A 19192-nucleotide genomic window follows, 5' to 3' on the forward strand; every position below is an offset into this window, starting at 1 on the left:
TTTCCGCGTCCATGGGGTACGAGGGTCCTGCCGTGGCTGCCATGCCATGAGCCTAATACGGCCCATTTCCGAAGAAAGTCCGGTTAAGCGGGGAGGGCCGGAACGCGGTCGGGGGCCTGCACCGGCAGGCCGGGGTGTACGTCCGGACCGCCGTACGCCGCGTCCACCGCGCGCTCGCGCTCCAGCATCCGCCGGAACGGGCCGTCGGCCGCCGCCAGCTCCGCGTATCCGCCGTGCTGTACGGTCCGGCCACGGTCCAGGACCAGGACCTCGTCGACCGCGTCGAGACCGGTGAGCCGGTGGGTGATCAGGACCGTCGTACGGCCCTCGGTCGCGGCCAGCAGATCGGTGGTCAGCGCGTCGGCGGTGGCCAGATCGAGGTGTTCGGCGGGCTCGTCCAGGACGAGCACCGGGAAGTCCGCGAGCAGCGCCCGTGCCAGGGCCAGCCGCTGCCGCTGGCCGCCGGACAGCCGCGCGCCGTGCTCCCCGACCATGGTGTCCAGCCCGTCGGGGAGCCCACGCACCCAGTCCGCCAGCCGCGCCCGCCCGAGCGCGTCCCACAGATCGTGATCGTCGGTTCCCGCCGGGGCCGGGGCGTCGCCGTCCGCCGCGTCCCGGCGGTCCCGACGCGCGAGTCTGAGATTCTCCCGCAGCGAGCTGTCGAAGATGTGCGCGTCCTGCGCGCACAGCCCCACCAGTCGCCGGACCGCGTCACCGTCCAGCGCCCGGGCGTCCGTCCCGTCCAGCGTGTACGTCCCCGCCTCCTGGTCCAGGAAGCGCAGCAGTACCTGGCCGAGCGTGGTCTTGCCGGAACCGGACGGGCCGACGACGGCGAGCCGCCGGCCCGCCGTCAGAGTGAGGCCGACGCCGTCCAGCGCCGGCTCGGACTGTCCGGCGTGGCGTGCCGTCAGGTCCCTTACGACCAGCGGGAACGGCGCGGCCGGCGGGGTGGTCGGCGCGGCCGGTTCGGCTACCGGCGCCGGGGAGTCCAGCACGTCGAAGACCCGCTCGGCGGCGCGCCGGGTGCGCTGGCGGTACTGCACGGCGAGCGGCAGGCCCGTGACGGCCTCGAACGCGGCGAGCGGTGTGAGGACGACGACGGCCAGCGTCACGCCGTCCAGCCGTCCGTCGTGCACCGCCTGCACGCCGGCCACCGCCGCCGCGGCGACGGTCAGCCCGCACAGCAGTGCCGAGAGTCCGGCGCCGGCCCCGGCCGCGGCGGCCGAGCGGGACGCGATCCGGGTCAGCTCACGGTCCGCGCGCCGTGCGGCGTCGGTACGGGCCGTGAGGGCACCGGCGACCGTCAACTCGGCCGTACCGGTGAGCAGATCGACGATCCGGGTGGAGAGCACCCCGCGGGCCGGGGCCAGCTGCCGCTCCGCCCGCCGGGCCAGCGCGCCCGAGAGCATCGGCACCCCCACTCCCGCCAGTAGCAGCCCGGCCGCGAGGATCGCGCCGGCCTCCGGCAGCAGCCATCCGGTGAAACCGACGGCGCCCGCGCCGACGAGCACCGCGGCCCCGACGGGCAGCAGCCAGCGCAGGAAGTAGTCCTGCACCGCATCGACATCCGCCACCAGCCGCGACAGCAGATCGCCGCGGCTGCGTTCCTTCAGCCCGGCCGGTGCGAGCCGCTCCAGCCGCCGGAAGACGGCGACGCGTATGTCGGCGAGCATCCGGAACACCGCATCGTGCGCGACCAGCCGCTCGGCGTACCGGAAGACGGCGCGCCCGATGCCGAACGCCCTGGTCGCGGTGACCGCCACCATCAGATACAGCACCGGTGGCTGCTGTGCCGCCCGCGAGATCAGCCAGCCGGAGGTCGCCATCAGGCCCACCGCGCTGCCCAGCGCGAGGCTCCCGAGCAGCAGTGCCAGCGCGAAGCGGGCACGGCGGGCACGGGCCGTGCGGCGCAGCCGGGTGAGGGCCGAAGCAGGGGTGGGAACGACGGTCTCGCCCTCACCGGACGCCGGACGTACATCGCTGGAGGCTGCGCGGGGGCCCTCATCAGCCGCGACGTTCCCGGCATGCCCCTGACCCGGCACGAACGGCGCGGACGGTCCCGCGGTGGTTTCACGTGAAACCGGCGAGGACGGCCCTGTGACGGTTTCACGTGAAACCACCAGCGGCTCCGGCAGCCGCACCACCCGGTCCGCCACCGCCAGCAGCGCCGGCCGGTGGACGACCAGCAGAACCGTACGGCCCACCGCGAGCCGCCGTACGGCCGCCACGATCGCCTCCTCGGTCTCCCCGTCCAGATTCGCGGTCGGCTCGTCCAGGAGCAGGACCGGGCGGTCGGCGAGGAACGCGCGGGCGAGCGCGATGCGCTGGCGCTGGCCGGCGGAGAGTCCGGCGCCCGCTTCGCCGAGGCGGGTCGCCATGCCGTCGGGGAGCGCGTCGACGAAGTCCCGGGTCCCGGCGTCCTCCAGGGCCCTGCGCACGGCGGCGTCATCCGCGTCCGGTCGCGCCAGTCGTACGTTCTCGGCGATGGTGCCGGCGAAGAGGCAGGGATGCTGCGGTACCCAGGCGATCCGCTGCCGCCAGCTCTCGGGGGAGAGGGATGCGAGGTCCTGGCCGTCGACGACGACACGCCCCTCGGACGGTTCGGTGAAGCCGAGCAGCACGCTCAGCAGCGTGGACTTGCCGGCGCCGGACGGGCCGGTCAAGGCGACCGTCTCACCGGGCCCGACCTCGAAAGACGTCGTGGGAAGGGAGTCGGCGGCACGTCCGGGGTGGCGCACCGCCAGCCCTTCGACGGCCAGCGCGGTGCCCGCCGGCGCGGGTGCCGTGCCCGGCGTCCGCAACGGCGTCTCCAGCACCGCGAAGATCTCCTCAGCGGCCGAGAGCCCCTCGGCGGCGGCGTGGTACTGGGCGCCCACCTGCCGCAGCGGCAGATACGCCTCGGGCGCCAGGACCAGCACCATCAGGCCGGTGTAGAGGTCGAGTTCGCCGTGCACCAGGCGCATGCCGATGCCGACCGCGACCAGCGCGACGGAGATCGTGGCGAGAAGTTCGAGTGCGAAGGAGGAGAGGAAGGCGATCCGCAGGGTGCGCAGTGTCGCCCGGCGGTACTCGCCGGTGATGGCACGGATGGACGCGGCCTGGGCCTTGGCCCGGCCGAAGACCTTCAATGTGGGCAGCCCGGCGACCACATCCAGGAAATGCCCGGACAGACGCGCCAGCAGCTTCCACTGACGGTCCATCCGGGACTGGGTGGCCCAGCCGATCAGGACCATGAACAGGGGGATGAGCGGCAGTGTGACGACGATCGTCGCGGCCGAGATCCAGTCACCGGTGACGATCCGGGCCAGGACGGCGACGGGTACGACGACCGCCAGGCCCAGTTGCGGCAGATAGCGTGCGAAGTAGTCGTCCAGGGCGTCGATACCGCGGGTGGCGAGGGTGGCGAGCTCACCGGTGCGCTGCGTACCGAGCCAGGAGGGTCCCAGTGCGGTGGCCCGATCCAACAGCCTGGTACGGAGTTCGGACTTGACCGCCGCACTCGCCCGGTGTGCGGCCAGTTCCGTGAGCCAGGAGATCAGACCGCGGCCGACGGAGACCAGTGCGAGCAGCAGCACCGGTGTGCTCAGGTCGCCCAGGCCGCGTTGGTGCTGGAAGGCGCCGACCACGACCTCGGCGATCAGCATCGCCTGACCGATGACCAGCCCCGCTCCGGCCAGCCCGAGCACCACCACCGCGGCGAGGAAGACGCGGGTGGCGCGGGCGTACCGGAGCAGGCGCGGGTCGACCGGTTTCACGTGAAACATTCCTCCTGGCGAGTGCGACGGAGCGGCCTCGGTCAGTGCGCATCGGCGATGTGCTGGGTGCCGATCCGCTTGCGGAACACCCAGTACGTCCACCCCTGGTAGAGCAGCACGATCGGGGTGGCGATACCGGCACACCAGGTCATGATCTTCAGGGTGTACGGGCTGGAGGAGGCATTGGTGACCGTGAGGTTCCAGTTCTCGTTCAGCGAGGACGGCATGACGTTCGGGAACAGCGTCAGGAACAGCATCGCGACCGCGGCGGCGACGGTGATCCCGGAGAACGCGAACGCCCACCCCTCGCGCCCGAGCTGATTGGCCCCGAGCGCCGCGAGCAGCGCGACCACCGCGACGATCATGGCGACCAGGCTGCTGCCGTCCCCCTTGTCGGCCTGGGTCCAGCCCAGGAAGCCGAGCGTGAGCACGGCCGTGATCAGCCCGAGGACGGTCGCCGTCCGGCGCGCCCGTTCCCGGATGTCACCCAGCGTCTTGAGCGAGGCGAACACCGCGCCGTGGAAGGTGAACAGCGTCAGGGTGACCAGGCCGCCGAGGATCGCGTACGGGTTCAGCAGGTCGAGGAGGCCGCCGACGTACTCCTTGTGCGCGTCGATCTTCACGCCGCGCACGATGTTGCCGAATGCGACGCCCCACAGCACCGCGGGGATCAGCGAGGTCCAGAAGATCGCCGTTTCCCAGTTCCGTTGCCAGCTCTCCTCGCTCCGCTTGGCGCGGTATTCGAAGGCGACCCCGCGCACGATGAGGCAGACGAGGATGAGCAGCAGGGGCAGATAGAAACCGGAGAAGAGGGTGGCGTACCACTCGGGGAAGGCGGCGAAGGTCGCTCCGCCCGCGCTGAGCAGCCAGACCTCGTTGCCGTCCCAGACCGGGCCGATGGTGTTGATCAGTACGCGCTTCTCGCGCCGGTCCCGGGCGAGGAGCTTGGTGAGCACGCCGATGCCGAAGTCGAAGCCTTCGAGGAAGAAGTACCCGACCCAGAGGACGGCGATAAGGACGAACCAGATGTCGTGGAGTTGCACGGTCGCCTCCTAGTACGAGAAGGCCATCGGCCGGTCGGCGTCCTTGGGGTCGCCGCCGATCTTGGTGGGCGGGTTGAGGTCGGACTCGGAGAGCTCCGGGGGCCCGGCCTTGACGTACTTCACCAGCAGCCTGACCTCGACCACGGCGAGCAGTGCGTAGAGGGTGGTGAAGACGATCATCGAGGTGAGCACCTCGCCCTGCGAGACACCCGGCGACACCGCGTCGGAGGTGCGCAGCACGCCGTAGACGACCCAGGGCTGGCGGCCCATCTCGGTGAATATCCAGCCCCAGGAGTTCGCGATGAGCGGGAATCCGAGGGTGACGAAGGCCAGCGACCAGTACCACTTGGTCAGGCGGGCACCGAGTTGCTTGTTCTTGGTGAGCGCGAGACGGGGTGGTTCCTCGTCCCCCGTCCGCAGTTCCGGCGCGAGCCAGAATTTCCGGCGGGTGAGCCAGAGCCCGGCCAGGCCGACGGCGAACGACGTCATACCGAAGCCGATCATCCAGCGGAATCCCCAGTAGGCGACGGGAATGTTGGGCCGGTAGTCACCAGGCCCGAACTGCTCCTGCTCGGCCTTGTTGACGTCGTTGATCCCGGGGACCGGCGAGCTGAAGTCGTTGTGGGCGAGGAAGGAGAGCAGTCCGGGTATCTCGATGGCGACCTTGTTGTGGCCCTTGTCGACATCGCCGTACGCGAAGACCGAGAACGGCGCCGGCTGTTCCGTCTCCCACAGCGCCTCGGCGGCGGCCATCTTCATCGGCTGCTGCTTGAACATCACCTTGCCGAGCGCGTCACCGCTGACCGCGGTCAGGATGCCGGCGATGACCAGGGTGACCAGCCCGAGCCGGAGCGAGGTCCGCATGACCGTGACGTGCTTCTTGCGTATCAGGTGGTACGCGGATATGCCGACCATGAACGCGGCGCCGGTCAGGAAGGCGGCGGTCAGCGTGTGGAAGACGACGACCAGGGTGGTGTCCTGGGTGAGTACCTGCCAGAAGTCCGTGAGTTCGGCGCGGCCGTTGGCGGCGTTGTACCGGTAGCCGACCGGGTGCTGCATCCAGGAGTTGGCCGCGAGGATGAAGTAGGCGGACAGGATCGTGCCGATCGAGACCATCCACATGCAGAAGCAGTGGAGCTTCTTGGGCAGCTTGTCCCAACCGAAGATCCACAGGCCGATGAAGGTGGACTCGAAGAAGAACGCGATGAGCGCCTCGAAGGCGAGCGGGGCACCGAAGACGTCACCGACGAATCGCGAGTAGTCGGACCAGTTCATGCCGAACTGGAACTCCTGGACGATGCCGGTGACGACACCCATCGCGATGTTGATCAGAAACAGCTTGCCCCAGAACTTGGTGGCCTTGAGGTACTTCTGCTTGCCCGTGCGCACCCATGCGGTCTCAAGTCCGGCCACCAGGGCGGCGAGGGAGATCGTCAGGGGGACGAACAGGTAGTGGTAGACGGTCGTGATGCCGAATTGCCATCGCGCCAGAGTCTCTGGCGCCAACGCCAGTTCCACGTCGTGCTCTCCTTACGTCGCCGTTGGACTACGGCAGGTGTCCCGTTCGCACCCCACAGAGCGGTATGCGCGGCACAAACGGAACGGCGCTTGTGAACGCGTTCACATTCACAAGCAATTATCTCCCATGCCTCTTCGATCATTTCTGCGGGGGTACGTGATCGCGGTCACGCCGGTTCCGTGGCGCGCGCCCCCTTCCCCACGGCTTCAACATATTGTTGAATTCGGCGCCATGAAGATACGGCTCTCATGGCCCGCAGGGCAGCTGACCGCCACCCTCGACGACACCCCGACCGCCGCGGCGCTCACCGCCGCGCTCCCGCTCGGCAGCACCGCCCACACCTGGGGCGAGGAGATCTACTTCGACACCGGGCTGACGCCCGCGCTGGAGGCCGACGCCCGTCAGGTCGTCGACCCCGGCACGGTCGCCTTCTGGACCGAGGGCAACGCGCTCGCGCTCCCCTACGGCCCCACCCCGATCTCCCGGGAGGACGAGTCGCGGCTCGTCTCCCCCTGCAATGTGCTGGGCCGCGTCGACGGCGACCCGCGCCTGCTCGCCACCGTCCGCAGCGGCGACCCGATCCGCGTCGAAAAAGCCTGAGGCCGCAGGTCAACGACCCGCGGCCGCAGGAAGAACGCCGCCTCAGAGCGCCTTACGGAACGCCTCCGCGGCCTCCAGGAACAGATCCATCGCCGCACGCTCCCCGATCGTCACCCGCACCCCCTCGCCGGGGAACGGCCGCACCACCACCCCGGCCCGTTCGCACGCCGCCGCGAAGTCCGACGTACGGTCCCCCAGCCGCAGCCACACAAAGTTGGCCTGCGACTCGGGGACCGTCCACCCCTGGCCGACCAGCGCCTCATACACCCGGGCCCGCTCGGCGACCAGCGCGTCGACCCGCTCCAGCAGCGCCGCCTCGCTGCGCAGCGACGCCACCGCCGCCTCCTGCGCCAGCTGACTCACCCCGAACGGCACCGCCGTCTTGCGCAGCGCCGCGGCCACCGGCTCGCGCGCCACCGCGAAGCCGACCCGCAGCCCCGCCAGGCCGTACGCCTTGGAGAAGGTCCGCAGCACGCACACATTGGGGCGGTCGCGGTAGATCTCGATCCCGTCGGGGACGTCGGCATCACGGATGAACTCGCGATACGCCTCATCGAGCACGACGAGCACATCCCTCGGCACCCGGTCCAGGAAAGCCTCCAGCTCGGCACGGCGTACGACGGTGCCGGTGGGGTTGTTGGGGTTGCAGACAAAGATCAGCCGCGTCCGGTCGGTGACCGCGGCGAGCATCGCGTCCAGGTCGTGCACCTCGCCGGAGGTCAGCGGCACCCTGACGGAGGCGGCCCCGGAGATCTGGGTGATGATCGGGTACGCCTCGAACGACCGCCAGGCGTAGATCACTTCATCTCCGGGCCCGGCCGTCGACTGGATCAGCTGCTGGGCCACCCCCACCGATCCGGTGCCCGTCGCCAGGTGCGCCAGCGGCACCGAGAAGTGCTCGGACAGCTCCGCCATCAGGCCCGTACAGGCCATGTCGGGGTAGCGGTTGAAGGATCCGGCAGCGGTCACCACGCTGTCCAGGACGCCCGGCAGCGGCGGGTAGGGGTTCTCGTTGGAGGACAGCTTGTACGTGGCGGGGCCGTCGGCCGCGGGCCGGCCCGGCTTATAGGTGGGGATACCATCCAGCGCAGCACGCAGCTTCGGGGTCTTCTCGCTCACCGCAGGTCCTCCTCGACCGTCCCGCTCGACTCGAATACTGCACACCTTATGAGGATTGCCCCGTCCGGCGTCAGCCCCTGCCCGGCAACCGGTCCCCGACGCACCGGGCCACGGCGCACACGGACCCCGACCGCTCCCCGAACCCCGCGCGGACTACCGGGGGAGCGCCCTTCGTCATGGCACGCGCCGGTGGCGGGCGCCGTGGCGCGCATCCCTCGTGAAGGTGACTTGAGACCTCTTCGAGACCTGGCCGCATCGCCAGGCGAAGGCAATCGGCCTCCCACCGAACGATCAGATCGAACCATAACTTCCTTCAATTCCACGGGAACTGATGGCAGATCACCATGCAGAAACGTGCCTTTTGACAGGTCCCGAAGGGCCCCCGCGAATGGCCCCGCCGAGCCCTACTATCGGCTCGCCATGACAGCAGCAGGGAAGCACCAGGTGAGCCGGTCGACGGGTCGCCGGCTGGGGCGGGCGGGCATCCGGGACGTGGCCGCCGCAGCCGGTGTATCGATCACGACTGTCTCCGACGCGCTCAACGGCAAGGGCCGGCTTCCGGACGCCACCCGTAGCCATGTCCGCGAGGTGGCCGACCGGCTGGGCTACCGCCCGTCCGCAGCCGCCCGCACGCTCCGTACCGGCAAGTCAGGACTCATCGGTCTGACCGTGACCACGTACGGGGATGAACCTTTCACCTTCACCGAATTCGCGTACTTCGCCGAGATGGCCAGAGCCGCCACCTCCGCGGCACTGGCCCGCGGGTATGCGCTGGTCATCCTGCCCGCGACCTCCCGCCACGACGTGTGGTCCAACGTCGCGCTGGACGGCACCGTCGTCATCGACCCCGCCGACGGCGATCCCGTGGTGACCGAACTGGTCCGGCACGGCATCCCCGTCGTCTCCGACGGCCGGCCGGGCGGCACCCTCCCGGTCACCGGCTGGGTCGACAACGACCACGAAGCGGCCGTCCTCGGTCTGCTCGACCACCTCGCCGACGCCGGCGCCCGCCGTATCGGGCTGCTCACCGGCACCACCACCGACACCTACACCCGGCTGTCGACCACCGCCTATCTGCGGTGGTGCGACCGGGTCGGCCAGGATCCGGTGTACGAGTCCTACCCGGCACACGACCCGTGCGCGGGCGCCATCGCCGCCGACCGGCTGCTGGCCCGGCCCGACCGGCCGGACGCCGTCTACGGACTCTTCGACCCCAACGGCACCGATCTGCTCGCCGCCGCCCGGCGCTACGGCCTGCGCGTTCCCGAGGATCTGCTGCTGGTCTGCTGCAGCGAGTCGACCGGCTACGCCACCACCGAGCCGCCCATCACCACCCTGTCCCTCAAACCGCGCCGCATCGGCACCGCCGTCGTGCAGATCCTCATCGACGCCATCGAGGGACTCGACAACGGCCGGCCCATCGAACAGGTGATACCGACCGATCTGATCGTCCGGACCTCGTCCCAGCGACGTTCCCCACGGACGACGATCAGCCCGCCGCGGAGACCCGCGGGCGACTGAACGTGCCCCACGGGCACGGGACCGGCCGCACCAACTGCGGCCTGGCGGTCCCCTGACGCCGGGAAAATACAGGGTGATCCCGGGAGAAATCAGCCGCGAACGCCGGGCTCCGTGTGATTGACCACCCCCGGGTGCGTCACAACCCGCGAGCGGCATTCCTATGATGGGCGCACGACACCGCGGACCGCCGTCGACCAGGCAAAGGTCCGAGAGGTGCACGGCGGCGCGACGGTGGAGGGGTCGATGACTCAGGGGGCCAGTCAGGGATCCATGGTGTGGACCATGGCGGGACCAACTCCGGCGTCTCCTCCTCCGTCCGGACCGCACGCGGGCACGCCCGCCGGTCCGCCCCCGATGCCGCCCGCCGGCCCACCGGTCCACCTGCCCGCGGGCCCCCCGGCCGCGCCGCCCGCCGCGCCCCCTGTGGTGCCGCCGCCCGCCCCGCCGGTCGAACTGCCCGAGGAGTACACGCCGACCGCACGCGACCTCCCGGTCATCGGCGCGGGCCATACGGACACCCTCATCGACCGTCCGGCCGCCGACTTCGCGCCGGCGCCCGAGACCGACTCCGACGCGCCCGAAGGCATGGGCCCGTTGTACGTCGTCGGCGATGTGCACGGCTATTACGACGAGCTGCGCGAAGCACTCGCGGCCGAAGGGCTGATCGACGCCGACGGCAACTGGGCGGCCGGCAACACCCGGCTGTGGTTCCTCGGCGACTTCACCGACCGCGGCCCCGACGGCATCGGCGTCATCGATCTCGTCATGCAGCTCTCCGCACAGGCCGCGGCGGCCGGCGGCTACTGCAAGGCCCTGATGGGCAACCACGAACTGCTGCTGCTGGGCGCCAAGCGGTTCGGCGACACCCCCGTCCAGTCCGGCGCCGGCACCGCCTCGTTCCAGGCGGCGTGGCTGCTCAACGGCGGCCAGAAGTCCGATATGGACCGCCTGGAGGACCACCACCTGCAGTGGATGGCCCGCCTTGACGCCGTGATGGAGGAGGACGGGCATCTGCTCCTGCACTCCGACACCACCGCCTACCTCGACTACGGCAACTCCATCGAGGCCGTCAACGACACCGTCCACGACGTCCTCACCCGCAGCGACGCCGATGAAGTCTGGGATCTTTTCCGCAAGTTCACCAAACGCTTCGCCTTCCGTGACGAGTCCGGCTCGCAGGCCGTGCGCGGACTCCTGGCCGCTTACGGCGGAGAGCGCATCGTGCACGGCCACAGCCCGATCCCGTATCTGCTGGGCGAGGTCGGCACGGAGGACGGCGAGGGCGACGGTATCGCCGTCGACGGTCCGCATGTCTACGCCGACGGTCTCGCCATCGCGATGGACGGCGGGATCACCATGGCCGGAAAGCTGCTGGTCGTTCAACTTCCGCTGAGTGGCTGAGCATTCCGAGGGCAGGGGTACGCCAGACCGGCGGGCGGGCGGGCGGTGGGCCGTCGGCCGGGACGGTTTCCGGTCACGGCAGGACTCAAATTCCGTAAACTCCCTGTCACCCCCGACCGGAGGCGCTCTACCATCAGGCTATCCGTAGCAGGCTCTCCTCCGTTTCCGCCCACCGCCCGGCCACTGCCGGCCGTACGGCCCTACGGAGCATCGGGGGATGCACATGAACAGCGCTCCGCACCTGCTGAACGAGGACCGTGAGGAATTCACGCGGATCCTTGATGAGGCACTGCGAACCGCCGCACACCGTCCGGACGGACTCGGTTCCGGCGCGGGGAAGCACCTGAGCACCGAGCAACTGCGCACCATGGCCCTCAGCGCCACCACCGCGATCGCCGCGTGCGCGACGGCCGAATACGAACGCTATGTGCGGCTCCGTACCGAACTGCGTGCGCCGGCGTCCGCGTCGTACGGCGCCGGCGCGGGCGGCGCGGAGCAGGACCCGGCATCCGGCGATAGCCCGGGACCGGCCACGGCCGTGGGGGAGGTGACGGAGGCGACCGGTGCCGGACTGGCCGCCATGATCACCGTCCTGGCCCCGGTCCTGGCCGGCATCGCCGCCGTCCTCTTCCTCCTCATCGGCTACGTCCTGCGCGCCATCAGCCCCGAACAGACCGTCGCCCGGCCGCTGATCAGCGTCGGCTGGCTGTTCGCCGTCCTGATGGCCGCGGGTGCCCTCGTGGCCATGGCCGGCCTGGTCATCACCGCGCTGCGCAACGGCTCGTCCGCCCGGTCCGCCAGAGCGGACGAACTGGCCGAGGCCCTCGACCGCGCCCACGACGCCTGGCGGAACGCCCTGCTGGAGCGCGGTCTGCTCCCGTTCCTCCGCGAGGCCCTCGCCGACGACGCGTCCCCGGCGGACGACGATCCGGTCCGCTATGTCCCTCGACGAGGCGCCCCCGCTCCAGCCCCCGAAAACCGCATCCCCACCCTCGGCTACACCCGCCCCGAGTTCACCAGCCCCGACACCGGCCCCTCGGCCGCCCGGCCGCGCTACTCCAGCCCGGACTTCACCAGCCCGGATTACGGTGGGCCGGATCACGGGGCGGAGTAGCGGGGTTGAGCGCTTCCGCGGGGGTGCCGGGGTGGCGGACCGGACTACAGGCCGGCCAGGTCGTCGGCCAGGTCGTCAAGGCCGAAGGACCCTTGGGCGAGTGCCTTCATATGCCAGGTCTTGAGGTCGAACGCGGCACCGTACCGGCGCCGGGCCGCCGCGCGGCCCTGTAGCCAGGCGCGTTCGCCGAGTTTGTAGCCGATGGCCTGGCCGGGCCAGCCGAGGTAGCGGCACCCTGGCGGGCACGGAGCCGGGGCGTGCGCGGTGCAGCGCTCACCCGCGGCGGGCGCGGCTGCCCCGGAACGACCCGTCCCGGGACAGCGCCGTGCGGGCCCGGATCAGTCGGCCAGCGGCAGATACACCCGGTTCCCGCTCGCCGCGAACTCCTTGGACTTCTCCAGCATTCCGGCCTCGATCTCCTCGTCGCTGACCGGGCCGGCCAGGTCGGGGGCGAACTGTTCGGTGATGCTCCGGCTGATCTTCATCGAACAGAACTTCGGGCCGCACATGGAGCAGAAGTGTGCCGTCTTCGCCGGTTCTGCCGGCAGCGTCTCGTCGTGGAAGGCGCGGGCGGTGTCCGGGTCGAGGGCCAGATTGAACTGGTCCTCCCAGCGGAACTCGAAACGGGCGTCGGAGAGTGCGTCGTCCCACTCCTGTGCGCCCGGGTGCCCCTTGGCCACGTCCGCCGCATGGGCCGCGATCTTGTAGGTGATGACGCCGGTCTTGACGTCGTCGCGGTCCGGCAGGCCCAGATGCTCCTTGGGCGTGACGTAGCAGAGCATCGCGGTGCCCCACCAGGCGATCATCGCGGCGCCGATGCCGGAGGTGATGTGGTCGTAGGCGGGCGCGATGTCGGTGGTGAGCGGGCCGAGGGTGTAGAACGGGGCCTCTTCGCAGATCTCCTGCTGGAGGTCGATGTTCTCCTTGATCTTGTGCATCGGGACGTGTCCCGGGCCCTCGATCATCGTCTGGACGCCATGCCGCTTGGCGATGGTGTTCAGCTCGCCGAGTGTGCGCAGCTCCGCGAACTGCGCCTCGTCGTTGGCGTCCGCGATGGAGCCGGGGCGCAGGCCGTCGCCGAGGGAGTAGGTGACGTCGTACGCGGCGAGGATCTCGCAGAGCTCCTCGAAGTGCGTGTAGAGGAACGACTCCTTGTGGTGGGCGAGGCACCAGGCGGCCATGATCGAGCCACCGCGCGAGACGATGCCGGTCTTGCGGCGGGCCGTGAGCGGGACATAGCGGAGCAGCACGCCGGCGTGCACCGTCATGTAGTCGACGCCCTGTTCGGCCTGCTCGATGACCGTGTCCTTGTAGATCTCCCAGGTCAGTTCCTCGGCCTTGCCGTCGACCTTCTCCAGCGCCTGGTAGAGGGGGACGGTGCCGATGGGGACGGGGGAGTTGCGCAGCACCCACTCGCGGGTGGTGTGGATGTTGCGGCCGGTCGAGAGGTCCATGACCGTGTCGGCGCCCCAGCGGGTCGCCCAGGTCATCTTCTCCACCTCTTCCTCGATGGAGGAAGTGACCGCCGAATTACCGATGTTGGCGTTCACCTTCACCAGGAAGTTCTTGCCGATGATCATCGGCTCGATCTCCGGGTGGTTGACGTTGGCGGGCAGCACTGCGCGCCCGGCCGCGATCTCGTCGCGGACGAACTCGGGCGTGACGTTCTCGCGGATGGCCACGTACTCCATCTCCGCGGTGATCTCGCCGCGCCGGGCGTAGGCGAGCTGGGTGACCGCGGCGCCGTTCCGGCCGCGGCGCGGCTGTCGGGGGCGGCCGGGGAAGACCGCGTCGAGGTTCTTGAGGCCGCCGCGCGGCGCGGTGTGCTTGATGCCGTCGTCCTCAGGACGCATCGGGCGGCCCGCGTACTCCTCGGTGTCCCCCCGGGCGATGATCCAGTTCTCACGCAGCGGGGCGAGACCGCGGCGGACGTCGGTTTCGATCTGGGGGTCGGTGTACGGCCCTGACGTGTCGTAGAGCGTGACGTCGTTGCCATTGGTGAGGTGCACCCTCCGGACGGGGACCCGGAGATCGGGGCGCGATCCGGAGACATAGCCCTTGTGCCAGCCGATCCGCGGCTCGGTGCCGTCGGCGGCCTTGTTTTCGGGCGTGCGTGCATCCTGCAGAGTCATAGGACCCAACTCCCTACGCCGGCATTACCCGGTAACAGGTTCGGCGGTCGACGCAGCGGCTTCCATCCTCGGTGTTTCACGTGAAACACCCCCAAGATGGAGGTCAGCGCCCTCTCAGCCCGGTGCTCCGAGCTCCCGCGATTGCAAAGGTGCCACCACGGTAGCGGCCGTCCTGGCGCGGTGAACAGGGGGCCCCACGACTTCTTGCGATGATCGGGCGGTGAGCAGTTCCGAGCCCCAGAAGCATCCGCATCCGCACTCTCACGCGCACGGCCATGGGCCCGCCGCGCCGGTATCCCGGCATCTGCGCAAGGTCATCGCGGCGGTGCTGATTCCCTTCGCCGCCGCGGTGGTGGTCGGTCTGGCCGTGCTGTGGCCAGGCGGCGCGCCCACGCACAAGCCGTCGGGCGTCGGCTTCGACCAGCCCACCGAACGCGCCACCGTGACCAAGGTGGAGCAGGTCAACTGCGCCGATGTGCATGCCGGACAACCGCCACAACAGCAGACGCCGCCTCAGGGACAGCCGCCGGCCGGGGGATCGGCACAGGGCGAGGACTGCCAACGGGCGACGGTCAAAGTCACCACCGGCAAGGACGCCGGACGGACCTTCCAGACCGTGGTGACCCCCGACGCCACGCGGCACTACACGAGCGGGCAGGACGTGGTGGTCGCGTACTCCCCCAAGGCCCCGAAAGAGCTCCAGTACTCGGTCATCGATGTGGACCGGACCGTCCCGATGTGGGTGCTGGCCGCGCTCTTCGCCTTCGCGGTGGTGATCGTGGGGCGGCTGCGCGGGGTGCTCGCGCTGGTGTCGCTGGCGGCGAGCTTCGTGGTACTGACGCTGTTCATCCTCCCGGCGATCCTGCAGGGCGCCAATCCGCTGGTCGTGGCGGTGGTCGGAGGCAGCGCGATCATGCTGATCGCGCTCTATCTGTGCCACGGTCTGACGGCCCGGACCTCGGTGGCGGTGCTCGGCACACTCGCATCGCTGCTGCTGATCGGCCTGCTCGGCTCGGTGTTCATCGGCTGGGCGCTGCTGACCGGCAATATCGACGACACGACGGCGCTGGTGCACGGCCTGTATCCGGACATCGAGATCCGCGGCCTGCTGCTGGCGAGCATCATCATCGGTTCGCTCGGCGTGCTCGACGATGTGACGGTGACTCAGGCCGCCGCCGTGTGGGAGCTGAAGGAGGCGGATCCGTCGGCGAGTTGGCGCAAGTTGTACGGCGCGGCGATGCGCATCGGACGGGACCACATCGCTTCGGTGGTGAACACCCTCGTACTGGCCTACGCGGGCGCGGCGTTGCCCTTGCTGTTGCTCTTCACGATTGCACAGAGCAGCGTCGGCACGGTCGCCTCCAGCGAGGTGGTCGCGACGGAGATCGTGCGCACGCTGGTGGGCAGCATCGGGCTGGTCGCCTCGGTGCCGCTGACGACGCTGCTCGCGGCGCTGGTCGTCTCGGCGGACCATAAGGGGCAGGGCGCGGCCGCCGGGCCGGGGTCGCCCGAGGGCGCCCGGCCGGCCGGCGGGTCAGGGCGGCGCGGGTCTCGCGGCAAACGCCGTAAGCGGTGAGTAACCAAAAGGGGTCATGGTCAGCCGGCCGGCGCCTCCGTCAGGATCCGGTCCAGCACGGCCTCCAGGGTGTCGCAGACCTCTTCCTCGCCGAGCGGAACGAGGCGGTCCGTACGGTCCAGGAAGGCGACCAGGGGCGGCGCGCTGACCCGGAACAGGGCCCGCTCGGCGCCCACTTGGAGACTGATGAAGACATCACTGAGATGCTCGGGGAAGGACGGCGCGATGCGCACATCGCCCTCACCCGAGGGCCGGCTCAGCCCGTCGAGGAGCAATTCACGGCTGAATGCCCAGGTCACGGGCGTATCGCCGGGGAGATTGAAGGTAAGGCGGACGGCGTACGGATCGGCGCTGTCGAAGTCCAGCTGCACCGGGATCCGGAACGCGAGCTCCTCCGAGACGAGGAAGCTCATGATCACTTCTGCCTGAACTGTGTCGGTCATCAACCACTACCCCGCGCTTGATCGGAGATGGCCGGGAATCGTCCCCCGCAGCCTTATCGCGCCATCGTCTGTCATGTGCAAACAGATCACAAGGAGTGAGTTTTCAGATACTGATAGAGAAGGCGAGTGTCGTTAACGCCGCCTCCGCCATTGTGCGTAGTCGATCCGTAACGGCGTGCAATCGGTACAGCTCCTCGGAGGGGAAGCGATACCGCCAGCGTCGCCGCCGCCGAGCTTACGTGGACAGGAAACGCGGAACACACCGTGCCCAAGGCATATTCCTGTTGCTCATACGCGACGTGACCGCGACGCACCGTATCCAGGCGGCGCAGCAGATCGCCCTCCGACCGCACGGAGAACGGGGTGATGGACTGCACGGGATAGCGCGCCAGATGCTCCTTGCGCGACGCCTCGTCCAGCTGCGCCAGCAGACACTGCCCGATCGCGTGAGCATGTGCGGAGCTACGGAAGTCCACCCACTCCTCAACCGGTGGCCGGTCCGGATCGTCCGTCACCGCGAGCACATCAACCTCACCCTCACGGTAGACGGCGAAGTAGACGGCAGCCCCCAACTCCCGTCCCGCCAGGGCCAGCACCGCGTCGAGGTGAGCGCGCTGCCGTCTTCGCGCGCCGGCCCGGCCGAGGAGCTCGGCGGCCTCTCCGAAGACGAAGACGCCGTTCTCCCGGCGCAGATAGCCCTCGTGCGTCAAGGTCCGCAGCAGGTGGTAGGTCGTGGCGAGCGGCAGTCCGGTCTCTCTTGCGAGTTGTTTGGCGGGTGCGCCGTCGGTGTGCGCCGCCACCGCCTCCAGCAGACGGAGTGCGCGCTGCACCGATCCGATCAGGGTGGGATGAGAAACGGATTCGCCGTTCGCCACTGCCAACGCCTTCCCCCAGCTCCGACGCCATGGGACACAAGGCCCCGGTCGCGGGATCCGTTCCCGCGCCGCGCACATCTCCCAGGGCCCCTCGACGACGTCCACCCTGACGCCGCCGGACGTGATGCTGCCCGGAACGTCAGCATCCGGAAGACGCCTGCGGTGCGCACTCTAGACCCGCCGACAGGGGCGGCAGGCCGAATGATCTGAGTTAACTCACTCGGCACACACCCTGACCGGACATGACCGTACGGAGTGCCTCGTACGCACTAGGTGAACGCCCCACACCCCCCGCAGGGAACGCCGAACGCCCACTGTAGAGAACACCCGATCGCCGCCCCTCCGAACCCCCACTCCCACCAGCGTGAACACCGAACGCCCCGCTCCAGGCGTGCGAAGCGGGGCGTCGTCGGATACCGGTCGGACCTGCGTGCTGTGCGGCCTACCACTCGCCCTTCGACGAGCCCGACGAGGATCCGGTGAACCTGCGCACGAGATAGATGACCCCGGCGATCAGCGCTGCCGCGATGAGGACCTTGAACAGCAAGCCGACCAGGAAGCCGACCGCGCTGGCGATCAGTCCGCCGAAGACCACGATCAGGATGACGGGCACCACGACCCAGGTGACCCACCACGGAAGTCCTGCGAGTATCCCCTTACCAGCCACTGCTCCGCCCTGCTTTCTCTCGTCTCGCTGTCGCGTCGATGGCATTGTCCACGTCTGCGCGTCTGCCGCGTCACGTCTCCGGTTCCCCTTTCACCGTCGATGCTAGGGCGCCGGAGGCCGCTGTGGGGGCCTGGCAGCCCTGGTCCGACCCTGATCCTTACCCCTAAGGGTCTCAGGGTTCGGCCTCCGCCTTCGGGCGGAGGCAACCGGCTCGGGCACCTCACCCCTCAGGGGGAGAGAAGACCACCATCACCCGCAGGTCCTCGCTGATGTGGTGGAACTTGTGGGGCACTCCGGCGGGCACATAGACCACGCTCCCGCGCGCCACCGGCTGCGTCTCCGTCCCCACCGTCATCGACGCCCGGCCGCTGACCACGAAGTACACCTCGTCCTGGCCGTGCGGCCGCTGCGGATCGATACTGCCGGCGTCCAGCGCGTACAGGCCGACCGACATATTGCGCTCCCGGAGGAACTGCAGATACGCGCCGTCGTTCGCGGCCCGTTCCGCTTCCAGTTCGTCCAGCCTGAAGGCTTTCACGCCGTCCGCACCTCTCGCTCATTCAGCGTCTTCTGCGACGATCTCACCATGAAGCATTTTGTGGTCAAGACGATCGCCAATGCCGCGGCGCTTGCCGTGGCCATCTGGCTGCTGAAGGACATCACTCTCACCGGCGACAGCACCGGCCGCCAGATTCTGACCCTGGTGCTGGTCGCGCTGATCTTCGGGCTGGTCAACTCTGTCGTCAAGCCCGTGGTGAAGCTGCTGTCGTTTCCCCTGTTCGTGCTGACGCTCGGACTGATCACGCTGGTCGTCAACGCGCTGATGCTGCTGCTGACGTCCTTCCTCGCCGGCAAGCTCAACCTGGCCTTCCATGTCGAGGGCTTCTGGACGGCGGTGCTCGGCGGCGTGATCATCTCGGTCGTCTCCTGGGCGATGAACATGCTCCTGCCCGACAAGGACTGATCCCGAGAACCGACCCCAGGACCGATCCGGGGACCGGCCTGAGGACGACCCGGGAACCAACCGAGGACCGACCACGTGAAAGCGCCTTTCCGCGTCTGCTTCGTCTGCACCGGCAATATCTGCCGGTCGCCGATGGCCGCCTCCGTCTTCCGCGCCCGTATCGCGGAAGCGGGGCTCGGCGGCCTGGTCGAGGTCGACAGTGCGGGCATCGGCGGCTGGTTCGAGGGCGACGGAGCCGACCCCCGCACGGTCGCCGTGCTGCGCGCGGGCGGCTATGAGCACACGCACACCGCCCGGCAGTTCCGCCCCTCCTGGTTCCCCCGTCTCGACCTGGTGATCGCGCTCGATTCCGGCCATCTGCGCGAACTGCGCCGGCTGGCGCCGACCGCGCGGGACGCCGCCAAGGTCCGTCTGCTGCGGTCGTACGCGGCGGACGCGGCGGACGGCGGCGCTTCCGGCCACG

At 69.6% G+C, this 19192-nt stretch carries 15 protein-coding genes and 2 pseudogenes; 7 read left to right on the top strand and 10 right to left on the bottom strand.

The features are described 5' to 3' along the window. Positions 1-83 precede the first annotated feature (83 nt). The 3 genes from cydD to K9S39_RS22225 are packed head-to-tail and all read right to left on the bottom strand — an operon-like array spanning position 84 to position 6316. Positions 84-3755, bottom strand: coding sequence for a thiol reductant ABC exporter subunit CydD (gene cydD, locus K9S39_RS22215; RefSeq protein ID WP_248865104.1), 3672 nt, complete (start codon positions 3753-3755; stop codon positions 84-86). A 41-nt stretch (positions 3756-3796) separates the two neighbouring features. Next, a complete protein-coding gene (gene cydB, locus K9S39_RS22220; protein ID WP_248865105.1) occupies positions 3797-4798 on the bottom strand; it encodes a cytochrome d ubiquinol oxidase subunit II in 1002 nt (333 codons plus the stop codon). Positions 4799-4807: 9 nt separating this feature from the next. Continuing rightward, positions 4808-6316, bottom strand: coding sequence for a cytochrome ubiquinol oxidase subunit I (locus K9S39_RS22225; protein WP_248865106.1), 1509 nt, complete (start codon positions 6314-6316; stop codon positions 4808-4810). Between the two features lie 232 nt (positions 6317-6548). Here K9S39_RS22225 and K9S39_RS22230 point away from each other — a divergent pair, with 232 nt between their 5' ends. Beyond that, on the top strand, positions 6549-6917 hold the full coding sequence (locus K9S39_RS22230; protein ID WP_248865107.1) for a cyclophilin-like fold protein: 369 nt from the start codon (positions 6549-6551) through the stop codon (positions 6915-6917). Positions 6918-6959: 42 nt separating this feature from the next. On the opposite strand, the gene hisC is transcribed toward K9S39_RS22230, so the two are convergent. Then, the gene (gene hisC / locus K9S39_RS22235) at positions 6960-8036 is read right to left on the bottom strand and encodes a histidinol-phosphate transaminase (protein WP_248865108.1); all 1077 of its coding nucleotides are present in this window, start codon (positions 8034-8036) and stop codon (positions 6960-6962) included. A gap of 420 nt (positions 8037-8456) precedes the next feature. Here hisC and K9S39_RS22240 point away from each other — a divergent pair, with 420 nt between their 5' ends. The 3 genes from K9S39_RS22240 (at position 8457) to K9S39_RS22250 (ending at position 12072) form a co-directional block, all read left to right on the top strand. Further along, the gene (locus K9S39_RS22240) at positions 8457-9557 is read left to right on the top strand and encodes a LacI family DNA-binding transcriptional regulator (protein ID WP_248865109.1); all 1101 of its coding nucleotides are present in this window, start codon (positions 8457-8459) and stop codon (positions 9555-9557) included. 243 nt (positions 9558-9800) lie between these two features. Beyond that, the gene (locus K9S39_RS22245; RefSeq protein WP_406707992.1) at positions 9801-10958 is read left to right on the top strand and encodes a metallophosphoesterase; all 1158 of its coding nucleotides are present in this window, start codon (positions 9801-9803) and stop codon (positions 10956-10958) included. A gap of 217 nt (positions 10959-11175) precedes the next feature. Then, complete coding sequence (locus tag K9S39_RS22250; RefSeq protein WP_248865111.1) at positions 11176-12072, top strand: hypothetical protein; 897 nt, start codon at positions 11176-11178, stop codon at positions 12070-12072. 44 nt (positions 12073-12116) lie between these two features. Here the strand turns inward: K9S39_RS22250 and K9S39_RS22255 are convergent. Beyond that, positions 12117-12302: pseudogene (locus K9S39_RS22255) on the bottom strand (DUF885 family protein); the annotation flags it as partial. 108 nt (positions 12303-12410) lie between these two features. Next, positions 12411-14204: a phosphomethylpyrimidine synthase ThiC gene (gene thiC / locus K9S39_RS22260; protein WP_248865112.1), complete on the bottom strand. Its 1794-nt coding sequence runs from the start codon at positions 14202-14204 to the stop codon at positions 12411-12413. 220 nt (positions 14205-14424) lie between these two features. Here thiC and K9S39_RS22265 point away from each other — a divergent pair, with 220 nt between their 5' ends. Further along, positions 14425-15780, top strand: coding sequence for a YibE/F family protein (locus K9S39_RS22265; protein ID WP_248865113.1), 1356 nt, complete (start codon positions 14425-14427; stop codon positions 15778-15780). Positions 15781-15800: 20 nt separating this feature from the next. Here the strand turns inward: K9S39_RS22265 and K9S39_RS22270 are convergent, their stop codons facing one another. The 4 genes from K9S39_RS22270 to K9S39_RS22285 all read right to left on the bottom strand — a co-directional run bounded on the left by K9S39_RS22270 (position 15801) and on the right by K9S39_RS22285 (position 18303). Further along, positions 15801-16223 carry an SsgA family sporulation/cell division regulator gene (locus tag K9S39_RS22270; protein WP_248865114.1) on the bottom strand — a complete coding sequence of 141 codons (423 nt, stop codon included), beginning with the start codon at positions 16221-16223 and terminating at the stop codon, positions 15801-15803. A gap of 86 nt (positions 16224-16309) precedes the next feature. Beyond that, positions 16310-17098, bottom strand: a complete 789-nt coding sequence (locus tag K9S39_RS22275) for an IclR family transcriptional regulator (protein WP_248865115.1) — start codon at positions 17096-17098, stop codon at positions 16310-16312. 442 nt (positions 17099-17540) lie between these two features. Beyond that, positions 17541-17765, bottom strand: a complete 225-nt coding sequence (locus tag K9S39_RS22280) for a DUF5326 family protein (RefSeq protein WP_248865116.1) — start codon at positions 17763-17765, stop codon at positions 17541-17543. A 220-nt stretch (positions 17766-17985) separates the two neighbouring features. Beyond that, entirely contained in the window at positions 17986-18303 is a 318-nt protein-coding gene (locus K9S39_RS22285; RefSeq protein ID WP_248865117.1) for a cupin domain-containing protein, read from the bottom strand. Between the two features lie 48 nt (positions 18304-18351). On the opposite strand from K9S39_RS22285, the gene K9S39_RS22290 reads away from it, so the two are divergent. Continuing rightward, the gene (locus tag K9S39_RS22290) at positions 18352-18729 is read left to right on the top strand and encodes a phage holin family protein (protein WP_248865118.1); all 378 of its coding nucleotides are present in this window, start codon (positions 18352-18354) and stop codon (positions 18727-18729) included. Positions 18730-18804: 75 nt separating this feature from the next. Further along, positions 18805-19149: pseudogene (locus tag K9S39_RS22295) on the top strand (low molecular weight protein-tyrosine-phosphatase); the annotation flags it as partial. Between the last annotated feature and the right edge of the window lie 43 nt (positions 19150-19192).

Source organism: Streptomyces halobius, from assembly GCF_023277745.1.
GTDB classification, from domain to species: domain Bacteria; phylum Actinomycetota; class Actinomycetes; order Streptomycetales; family Streptomycetaceae; genus Streptomyces; species Streptomyces halobius.

Excerpts from the sequence above, each read along its gene's own strand:
- K9S39_RS22230 (WP_248865107.1), top strand. The coding sequence starts at position 6,549 with ATGAAGATACGGCTCTCATGGCCCGCAGGGCAGCTGACCGCCACCCTC.
- K9S39_RS22240 (WP_248865109.1), top strand. The coding sequence starts at position 8,457 with ATGACAGCAGCAGGGAAGCACCAGGTGAGCCGGTCGACGGGTCGCCGG.
- K9S39_RS22245 (WP_406707992.1), top strand. The coding sequence starts at position 9,801 with ATGACTCAGGGGGCCAGTCAGGGATCCATGGTGTGGACCATGGCGGGA.
- K9S39_RS22250 (WP_248865111.1), top strand. The coding sequence starts at position 11,176 with ATGCACATGAACAGCGCTCCGCACCTGCTGAACGAGGACCGTGAGGAA.
- thiC (WP_248865112.1), bottom strand. The coding sequence starts at position 14,204 with ATGACTCTGCAGGATGCACGCACGCCCGAAAACAAGGCCGCCGACGGC.
- K9S39_RS22270 (WP_248865114.1), bottom strand. The coding sequence starts at position 16,223 with ATGACCGACACAGTTCAGGCAGAAGTGATCATGAGCTTCCTCGTCTCG.
- K9S39_RS22290 (WP_248865118.1), top strand. The coding sequence starts at position 18,352 with ATGAAGCATTTTGTGGTCAAGACGATCGCCAATGCCGCGGCGCTTGCC.